6 protein-coding genes are annotated in these 6,980 nt (G+C 40.0%); 3 read left to right on the forward strand and 3 right to left on the reverse strand.

What is annotated here, in order from left to right:
• Positions 1-314: 314 nt before the first annotated feature.
• The 3 genes from VB740_RS34980 to VB740_RS34990 all read left to right on the forward strand — a co-directional run bounded on the left by VB740_RS34980 (position 315) and on the right by VB740_RS34990 (position 5,161).
• The gene (locus VB740_RS34980; RefSeq protein WP_323204401.1) at positions 315-3,056 is read left to right on the forward strand and encodes a bifunctional acetate--CoA ligase family protein/GNAT family N-acetyltransferase; all 2,742 of its coding nucleotides are present in this window, start codon (positions 315-317) and stop codon (positions 3,054-3,056) included.
• A 558-nt stretch (positions 3,057-3,614) separates the two neighbouring features.
• A complete protein-coding gene (locus VB740_RS34985; protein ID WP_323204402.1) occupies positions 3,615-4,205 on the forward strand; it encodes a hypothetical protein in 591 nt (196 codons plus the stop codon).
• A 428-nt stretch (positions 4,206-4,633) separates the two neighbouring features.
• Complete coding sequence (locus VB740_RS34990) at positions 4,634-5,161, forward strand: hypothetical protein (protein ID WP_323204403.1); 528 nt, start codon at positions 4,634-4,636, stop codon at positions 5,159-5,161.
• Between the two features lie 188 nt (positions 5,162-5,349).
• On the opposite strand, the gene VB740_RS36925 is transcribed toward VB740_RS34990, so the two are convergent.
• The 3 genes from VB740_RS36925 to VB740_RS35005 all read right to left on the reverse strand — a co-directional run bounded on the left by VB740_RS36925 (position 5,350) and on the right by VB740_RS35005 (position 6,366).
• On the reverse strand, positions 5,350-5,490 hold the full coding sequence (locus VB740_RS36925; protein WP_416291250.1) for a hypothetical protein: 141 nt from the start codon (positions 5,488-5,490) through the stop codon (positions 5,350-5,352).
• 192 nt (positions 5,491-5,682) lie between these two features.
• Positions 5,683-5,829, reverse strand: a complete 147-nt coding sequence (locus VB740_RS35000) for a DUF1816 domain-containing protein (protein WP_323204404.1) — start codon at positions 5,827-5,829, stop codon at positions 5,683-5,685.
• A gap of 147 nt (positions 5,830-5,976) precedes the next feature.
• Complete coding sequence (locus VB740_RS35005; RefSeq protein ID WP_323204405.1) at positions 5,977-6,366, reverse strand: hypothetical protein; 390 nt, start codon at positions 6,364-6,366, stop codon at positions 5,977-5,979.
• Between the last annotated feature and the right edge of the window lie 614 nt (positions 6,367-6,980).

Raw genomic sequence — 6,980 nt, forward strand, 5'->3', positions numbered from 1 at the left:
TGGGTGTGTATTTTGGGAGAAAATATAGTACAAATGAACGCGTTGAAAGGTCTGGGTTTAAGACCCCCACCATAATCTCGCTCTTTGGTGGCCCCAATTAAGGAGGGGTCTGAATCCCCTACGGAAATTGAACCTTCTGCCTTCTGACTTGAAAATGCTCCTTCGATGAGTATCTATATAGATAAGTCTCACATCGCATTTTCATGCTTGACTATGAAACTTGTTTCCTTGGGACTGCCCTCTGCCCTCTGCCTTCTGCCTTGTCTACGACACGCTGCGCGATCTGCCTTTCTTTGTAACGGGAGCAAAAGATTATGCAATTGGGAAGCGATCGCGCTTATGATATTTTACGTACCCAGCATCAACCTTTAGATGCAATATTTGCACCCCAAAGCATCGCCGTAATTGGTGCTAGCGAACGTGAAAATAGTGTCGGGAGAACCGTCCTCTGGAATCTCATTAGCCATCCATTTGGCGGCACGGTATTTCCAGTCAATCCCAAACGTCATAGCGTCCTTGGTATCAAAGCTTACCCAAATATTGCGGCTGTGCCAGAACCAGTAGATTTAGCAATTATAGCCACGCCTGCGCTGACAGTTCCTAGTGTAATTGGTGAATGTGTCGATGCCGGAGTGAAGGGGGCGATCGTTCTTTCTGCTGGGTTTAAGGAAATTGGCATTGTCGGGGCACAATTAGAACAGCAAGTACTCCAGGAAGTGCGCCGAGGCAAAATACGGCTGATTGGCCCCAACTGCTTAGGTATAATGAATCCCCATACTGGTTTAAATGCCACCTTTGCCAGCAGTATGGCTTTGCCTGGTAAGGTTGGTTTTATCAGCCAAAGTGGGGCATTGTGTACAGCAATTTTGGACTGGAGTTTTCACGAGAATGTCGGCTTTAGTGCGTTTATCTCCATTGGTTCGATGCTTGATGTGGGTTGGGGTGATTTGATTGATTATCTCGGTGATGACCCGCATACTGAAAGCATTGTTATTTACATGGAATCAATTGGAAATGCGCGATCGTTTCTCTCGGCGGCACGGGAGGTAGCGTTGACAAAACCAATTATTGTCATCAAAGCTGGACGGACAGCCGCAGCAGCCAAAGCCGCAGCCTCCCACACAGGTGCATTGACAGGTAGTGATGCCGTATTTGATGCCGCATTTCGCCGGACTGGGGTTTTACGGGTTAAAAGTATTGCTGACTTGTTCGATATGGCAGAGGTATTGGCAAAGCAACCACGTCCCAAAGGGCCAAGACTGACAATTATTACCAATGCAGGCGGGCCGGGAGTCTTGGCGGCTGATGCTTTAATTACCGATGGAGGTGAACTAGCAGAATTATCAAAAGAAACCTATCAGGCACTAAATCAACTATTGCCGCCACAATGGAGTCACAACAACCCAATTGACATACTTGGAGATGCTGACCCTACACGTTATGCTAAGGCGTTAGAAATTATTGCCAAAGACCCAAATAGCGATGGATTATTAGCAATTCTCACACCGCAAGCAATGACTGACCCTACACAAATCGCGTATCAACTAAAACCATTAGCTCAAATCGGTAAACCCGTACTTGCGAGTTGGATGGGAGATGCAGATGTGGAAGCAGGTGCAGAAATTCTCAACCAAGCATTAATTCCGACATTTGCCTTTCCAGATACGGCTGCCAATGTATTTTACTATATGTGGCGTTACACTTATAACCTGCGTGCTTTGTATGAAACCCCTGTGCTTGCTGATAATGGGGATACTTGCAAACGCACCATTGCAGAGACAATTATTCAACAAGCACGTCAAGCTGGCAGAACTTTACTAACCGAAGTGGAATCAAAACAAGTTCTGGCTGCTTACGGCATTCCGACAGTAGCAACGCAGGTGGCAACGAGTGCAGGGGAGGCAGTTAAACTAGCAGAAGAAATTGGTTATCCGGTAGTTTTGAAAGTATTTTCTCAAACCATCACCCATAAAACTGATGTGGATGGGGTGCATTTGAATTTACACAATGCTGATGCAGTGGGTGAGGCTTATAATGCGATCGCATCATCTATAACTACCAAAGTTGGCGCAAATTCTTTTGCTGGTGTCACCGTCCAGCCAATGATAGATTTGAGAAACAGCTATGAATTGATTCTCGGTAGTAGCATTGACGCTCAATTTGGCCCAGTTTTACTATTTGGCACAGGTGGACAGTTAGTAGAAGTGTTTCAAGATAGAGCCTTGGGACTTCCGCCATTAAATACTACCTTGGCACGGCGGATGATGGAACAAACTCGTATTTACAAAGCACTACAGGGAGTTAGAGGTAGAAAAGCAGTTAATTTAGAAGCTTTAGAACAGCTTTTGGTACGCTTTAGCCAGCTTGTAGTTGAACAACGACTAATTAAAGAAATTGATATTAATCCGCTTTTGGTAAAGGCGCAGGAAATCAGCCAAAATTCTTTAGTTGCACTTGATGCGCGGATTGTTCTCCATGACTTAAATATTACTGAAGTGCAACTACCAAAACTAGCAATTCGTCCTTATCCTACACAATATGTTTCTTCTTGGACAATGCAGAATGGCATGGATGTAACAATTCGTCCTATTCGCCCAGAAGACGAACCTTTAATGATTAAGTTACATAAAACATTGTCTGAAGAAAGCGTTTATTTCCGTTACTTCCACTTGATTAAACTGAGTCAACGCATTGCCCACGAACGACTCACACGATTGTGTTTCATTGATTATGACAGGGAAATGGCACTAGTAGCAGACTATCAAAATCCAGAAACTCAAGAAAATGAACTTTTAGCCATTGGCAGATTAAGTAAATTGCACGGTACAAATGAAGCTGAGTTTGCAATTTTAGTTAGCGATCGCTATCAATGTCAAGGTTTAGGAACCGAATTACTCAAGAGGTTGCTGCAAGTAGGGTGTGATGAACATTTAACGCTAATTAGTGCCGAAATCCTGACTGAAAATTCTGCAATGCAAAGAGTCTGCGAAAAATTGGGCTTCCGTATTTATCCCACTGCTGAGACTTCAGTTGTGAGAGCAGAAATTATAACTTGACTTGAAGCATAACAAATCCTGTTGGCGTTGCAAGCGATCGCTACCAAAGCAAAAAAGTTCTGAACCCCCTCATCCGCTAAAACCTTTATCTAAGGCTGATGCTGTGATGCTTCTGAGATACAGCATTTAGTCCATTTTAAAAATCCAGCATTTTACGATTGCATTCGCGAAATTTAGATTCCAATGTTTAAGTTTTAATAAGCACTCTATTCTTCACAAGTTCCTCACATTATGTTTCTAAATTTAAAGATAGAGATGCTCAACTATTGCATTAAGTAGTTTGAGAATTCACCACCTTATTATCTTGGGGTATTTTGGCAAAAGGAAAGAAGTATTAATAAAAACTTTAGTTGTGGATCTAAAGACCACTAATATAAAAAGATTTGTGTCTATTGGAAAGTGCCAAAGAGACACTCATGCTTTTTGCTTTGCTTCAATCCCATACTTTTAAGCATGGGAACATAGCTACCTTCTGTCTTCTGCCTAGTGCCTCATGAATAAATGCATTTTAACTGCATTTATTCTGAAAAAAACTTTAATAACATGAGGAGAATCCAGATGAAATTTAAAGATTTTGGTGTATTACTGTCTATATCTGCAATTCTTGGAATCAACGTTATTGCGACCAAAGCTTTAGCTCAAGATTTCCCTAGTATTACTTTTGGAAACGCAACAGGAACGGGTGGATGTATTGTCGAAGAGCAGCTTCCTGGATCTGACGGTAGAACCTTATCGATCACCTTAGATAATATGAGTGCAAGGGAAGGTCAGCGTCAAAGATGTATTTTACGTGTTGAGACTTTTATTCCTAGTGGTTTCTTCGTCCAAAATGTACAAGTACTGTACCAAGGAAGTACTGAAGTTGGCCCAAGGAGTAGAGGTGTAAGCTTAAGCAGAAGCTATATTTTTGCTGGTGGTGCTCTTGGTATAAGTAGGGCTAGACCTCAAATTACCCAGTTTAGATTTAGCAATTCCCTTTTTCAAGAGCAAGATGATCTTCTCGTTGCATCTGCTTCATGTGGAGGACAAGGACAACTAGGTATTAATATGATTGCACAATCCTCACCAGGAAGCTCTATTGTTGTTGATACAGCCGATCTCAATGCTGGGGATGTGGTATTTCGTCTTGATATAGCTCCTTGCTTTTAATGCCATACACCGCAGGTTGAAATAAGCGGTAATAAGAGGTTGTTTTAAAAGTAATTGGCTGTGATTTAAGTAAGCACTTAAGCAAATCATGAGAGAAGCACTTTTCAAATATCCTCTAATATTGTGAGAAATCCGGGCTTGCCAAAAAAATAATGAGTACTGCTAATTCTTCACTTTCTGGAATCAGTTTATTCCAGGCACTGTTTGACAACCTGCGGTATTAGTTAGAATGAATTAGTGGGGATTTAACCCCCCACTAATTGTTCGCGCTTGCGTCACTTAGTGAAAATTACTAAGGATGCAGATTTAATATGGCGTTTCACCATTTATTTATCCGCTAGCCAGAATTTAACTCTGAATTCTGACGCCAATATTTCTGTTTGATAAATCTTTTGAAACTCAAAATTTCTGTTGATGGAGAGTAGATTATGTTGAGATTAAGTTATGCAAGCAATTTTTTAATATTAACATGCTTGTTTTCTTTATATTGTTCTGATGGCAATTCATCTAGCGTTGCTACTGCAATAGAAAACCAGCCACAATTTTCTGTTAATAAGGGATGTAATATAAATTTCGATCCGGTAAAAAATGAGTTTCAACTTGCAACTCCGATAACTGCAAACACACAATTGCCAAGGGTTAGATGTATCATTAGAATTAATACCTCTAATACTCAAAAACAATTTAGGCTCGTGCCTTTAGCTGTCAAAGGTCAAGTAAAGAAAGCACCAGCAAAAGTAGGTATCTCATCAATTTTAATTGGCGATCAACCAACTCGTTACTTATATCAAAGTCCGCCATCCGGAGATTCTATTCAGTTTGATTTGACTAATCAAATACTTCCAACTAACTATACAACGAAGCAAAAAAGTGTTTTAGGGATTAATGTAGTATTAATGACGAGCACAGGAGAATTAGAGTTGACAGAGATGAGGTTTGCACTTCAACAACAATAAAAAAGGAGCCGCTTGCAAGTCGGGGTAATTAGGGGGAATGGGAAAACAGAAGCGATCGCTAGCTACCGTATATTCTGCATAGCCTCCGTCAATTTGGTATCCAGTAAATTGGGCTTGGTCGCAAATTTTACCGACAATTTGATGACCGGGAATCAAGGGGAACTTAGGGCTTGTTAGTTCCCCATCAACTATATGTATATATGTAAATCTGTGCGGCAAATACCGCAAGTATGTACCTGAATCAAAACTTGATTGGAACTAGGAGTAGGTAAGGGTAAATCAGCAAGTCGCAGTGGTTTTCCGGGTGCATCCAGAATCATTGCACGCATATTATTTTAGTCCTCAAATCATGCTGCAAAAAATGTGAACATTTAATAAGCAGGATGTGCCATGACTAACATCCAAATAAATAGTACCTATATTTTAAGAGCGAAAGTTACTCTTTGGTACTCTATTTTCTCCTAAAAAACCGTCAGGACATCAGGCTGACATTCTTTGGTTATTGCAACGATGTTCCTGGCTTATAGGTCTTCAATATAGCCACTTCTATAAAGTTTTGCCTCTTTTTCAGTATCAAAAGGGCCAAAGTAATAAGTACAGCGCGGAACATCGGTGTTAATTTCTACCCACCAGGCAAACTCTGACTGATTAGATTGAAATAAATTCATGAGGAATACCAATAATTAATTAAATCTGATTTACCAGATGCTATGCGTAGCTTGCTTCTTGGCAGCACTACGTTTCGGTTTTTTAGACTCGCAAGGATAATGGCTACCTAATTTTGTAAAACTACTTATAGTAGTTTTAATTTGAAGTCATGCTAAATTTTGTGGACAGTAGCCCAACTTGCTGATTAAATGTTGTCGGAATGTTTTAATTTCATCGGGTTGTGGTCTACCATGAGAAACTATCATCGTCTTATAAGTCCGCATAACATTAATTACTGATTCTCCAGCTTCCAAACTGCTTAGAACCTTACTAAGGATGTCGTCGGATGGGGAGTAGATAATTCCCATTTCACTCAAGAAAGCTCTAATATCTTTATTTTTTTGTCTGGAAACAAAAGATTTAATTTTGACGTTGATTATCCAACCATGAAATTGATTAATTACAGTAATAAATTCCACAGAAGAGTCATTTTTACTAAAATATTGAACAACTCGCATTGTCAGACTAGCATTGGTCAGATAGTAAAGGTATTGCATAATCTCTAGAGCATAATTGATTCTTTACAATAAAATAATCTTTAAATCTAAAGATTTTGTGAGGATTCTATATTTTTATAGAAACAATAATTAATGTAAGTTCGGGTTAAGATTTGGCGGCAGAAAGCAAGTTGCGATCAATGGCGATCGCAGGCTTATTAGGTTGGTGGCAGTAGCCGATTAAACCTTACTACGATGTTGACTAGGGAGTTGACAGGTTATAGGTCACGGTAATGCTCAATCTGGGAAATAATAGACCTGTCCGAAAATTTAAAAAGCATTCTGTATCTAGCTTTGAGATAGCTGAAGCACAACCCAGAGTTAACGTATTTATGAGGGTTAGAGATAGTATAACCTAATATAAATGCTGATGATTAGTTCATAATAATTTACCTTTAAAAACTAAGATTGGGTTGGTAAAATCCTCACAACTTCCTCAAATTGTTGAGCTATAACGATAGTTATAGAACTTAGGAGCAATAAGACAGCCTCAGATTTGGTGAAGGTTAATTTTTGCAAACCAACGTATTAACATAACACGTATCTTGCGATCGCACACTTACAAAAAACAGGGTGTGGGGTGTAGGGTGTGGGGTGGTGCGACTCGTTTGCGG

Origin of the sequence: Nostoc sp. UHCC 0251 (assembly GCF_034932245.1) — a bacterium.
Taxonomy (GTDB): domain Bacteria; phylum Cyanobacteriota; class Cyanobacteriia; order Cyanobacteriales; family Nostocaceae; genus Nostoc.

Bases quoted from the DNA above. Each gene is read 5' to 3' on its own strand.
- VB740_RS34980 (WP_323204401.1), top strand. From the start codon at position 315: ATGCAATTGGGAAGCGATCGCGCTTATGATATTTTACGTACCCAGCAT.
- VB740_RS34985 (WP_323204402.1), top strand. From the start codon at position 3,615: ATGAAATTTAAAGATTTTGGTGTATTACTGTCTATATCTGCAATTCTT.
- VB740_RS34990 (WP_323204403.1), top strand. From the start codon at position 4,634: ATGTTGAGATTAAGTTATGCAAGCAATTTTTTAATATTAACATGCTTG.
- VB740_RS36925 (WP_416291250.1), bottom strand. From the start codon at position 5,490: ATGCGTGCAATGATTCTGGATGCACCCGGAAAACCACTGCGACTTGCT.
- VB740_RS35000 (WP_323204404.1), bottom strand. From the start codon at position 5,829: ATGAATTTATTTCAATCTAATCAGTCAGAGTTTGCCTGGTGGGTAGAA.
- VB740_RS35005 (WP_323204405.1), bottom strand. From the start codon at position 6,366: ATGCAATACCTTTACTATCTGACCAATGCTAGTCTGACAATGCGAGTT.